This window comes from Actinomadura sp. (assembly GCF_044508335.1).
Lineage (GTDB): Bacteria > Actinomycetota > Actinomycetes > Streptosporangiales > Streptosporangiaceae > Spirillospora.
The window spans coordinates 1-1,732 of sequence record NZ_JBIQHY010000190.1 but is presented as its reverse complement, the minus strand read 5'-3'; the positions used below and the strand labels follow the sequence as shown (position 1 = coordinate 1,732).

General features: G+C 72.1%; 2 protein-coding genes. Both read left to right on the top strand.

The window, feature by feature from the left end; all coding sequences use genetic code 11:
* The coding region (locus ACIWVC_RS33525; protein WP_396449614.1) for a DUF1360 domain-containing protein at positions 1-469 on the top strand (469 nt) is incomplete at its 5' end.
* 57 nt (positions 470-526) lie between these two features.
* Positions 527-1,636 carry a Vms1/Ankzf1 family peptidyl-tRNA hydrolase gene (locus ACIWVC_RS33520; protein WP_396455081.1) on the top strand — a complete coding sequence of 370 codons (1,110 nt, stop codon included), beginning with the start codon at positions 527-529 and terminating at the stop codon, positions 1,634-1,636.
* The last annotated feature ends 96 nt before the right edge of the window (positions 1,637-1,732 follow it).

Below are 1,732 nucleotides of genomic sequence, written 5' to 3'. Positions count from 1 at the left end.
GTACGCGGACGGCGAGGACCGCCCGCTCGGCTCCTACCTCGCCACCCTCGGCGTGTACGCGGTCACGGCCGGGGCGCTGGCGCTGCTCGGCCGCAGGCTGCGCGACCGGCCGCCGGCGGTCGGCTTCGCCGACCTGGCGCTGATGACGGTCACGACGCACAAGCTGGCCCGGCTGATCGCCAAGGACCCGGTGACGAGCCCGCTGCGCGCCCCGTTCACCCGGTACTCCGGGACGTCCGGTCCCGCGGAACTCGCCGAGGAGGCGCGCGGGAGGGGCGTCCGGCACGCCGTCGGCGAACTGGTCACGTGCCCGTTCTGCACCGCGCAGTGGGTCGCGACGGCGTACGCGGCGGGCTTGGTGTTCGCCCCGCAGGCGACCCGCCTGGCCGGCGCCACGATGACGGCGGTCGCCGGCTCGGACTGGCTGCAACTCGCCTACGCGCGCCTCCAGCAGTCAGCCGAGGGCTGAGCCCCCAACGCCCGCCTTCTTTACGTTTGTCCCAGCTAGGAGGGGTACGGCCACCCCATGGAGCTGGCATTCCTCAAGACGCTGTATCAACGTCCGGGCCCGTACGCGTCGGTGTACGCCGACCTGACCCGGACCACCGAGGACGCGGCCAAGGCCGTGGAGCTGCGGTGGCGGGCGCTGCGCGCGGACCTGGAGGACCAGAACGCCCCGGAGGACACCCTGCGCGCGCTGGACCGGGTCATCGACGAGGAGATCGCGGAGCGCCGCTCGGAGGGCATCGTGGTCTTCGCCGCGGACGGCGAGGTGCTGTACCGCGAGCGGCTGCCCCGCCCGCCGCAGAACCCGCGCGCCACGTTCGGCCCGCTCCCGGACGTCCTGCCGTACCTGGCCGAGCGAGGTGAGAAGATCCCCCACCTGACGGCCGTCGTCGACCGCCGCGGCGGCGCGATCGACTGCGTGACGGCGAAGGACGAGCACTGGCACATCGACGTGGAGGGGGACGAGGAGTACCCCATCCGCAAGACGAAGGCCGGCGACTGGAACCAGTCGCGGTTCCAGCGCGCGGCGGAGAACACCTGGAAGATCAACGCGAAGAAGGTGGCGCACGAGATCGACCGCGCCGCCGACCGCTGCGGCGCGGAGGCCATCGTGATCGCCGGCGACACGCGCGTCCGGAACGCCGTCCTGGAGGAGATCTCGGAGAACGTCCTGGAGCACACCGTCGAGGCCGACAAGAACACCGACATCGACGACCCGGACCTGGACGCGGAGCTGCGCCGCCTCCTGAGGCTGAAGACGTACGAGCGCGTCATGACGGTCGCGGAGCGTTTCGACCGGGAGCTCGCGAACGGGGACCGAGCGGTGGCGGGCCTGCCGGAGACCTCGACGGCTCTGCGCCACGGCCAGGTGGAGACGCTGCTCCTCCCGGACGACCTGGACTCTGACGCCCGCCTGTGGATCGGCCCGGAGCCCGTGCAGGTCGCCGCGACCGCGGAGGAACTCCGCGAGGAGTTCGGCGTCACCGATCCCGAGCAGGAACGGGCGGACGCCGCTCTCGTGAGGGCCGCCGTCGCGACGGACAGCGAGCTGGTGGTCCTGCCGTCGGACGACGGGACGAGCACCCCCGTGGGAGCCGTCCTCCGCTTCAGCACGGTCCCCGCGCAATAGAAAAGGAGCGGCGATCGGCTCAGCCGACGCACCACTCCGCTGTGGAGCTATGGGGATTCGAACCCCAGACCTCCTCCATGCCATGGAGGCGCGCTA

Coding starts and splice junctions, on each gene's coding strand:
- ACIWVC_RS33520 (WP_396455081.1), top strand. CDS start 527: ATGGAGCTGGCATTCCTCAAGACGCTGTATCAACGTCCGGGCCCGTAC.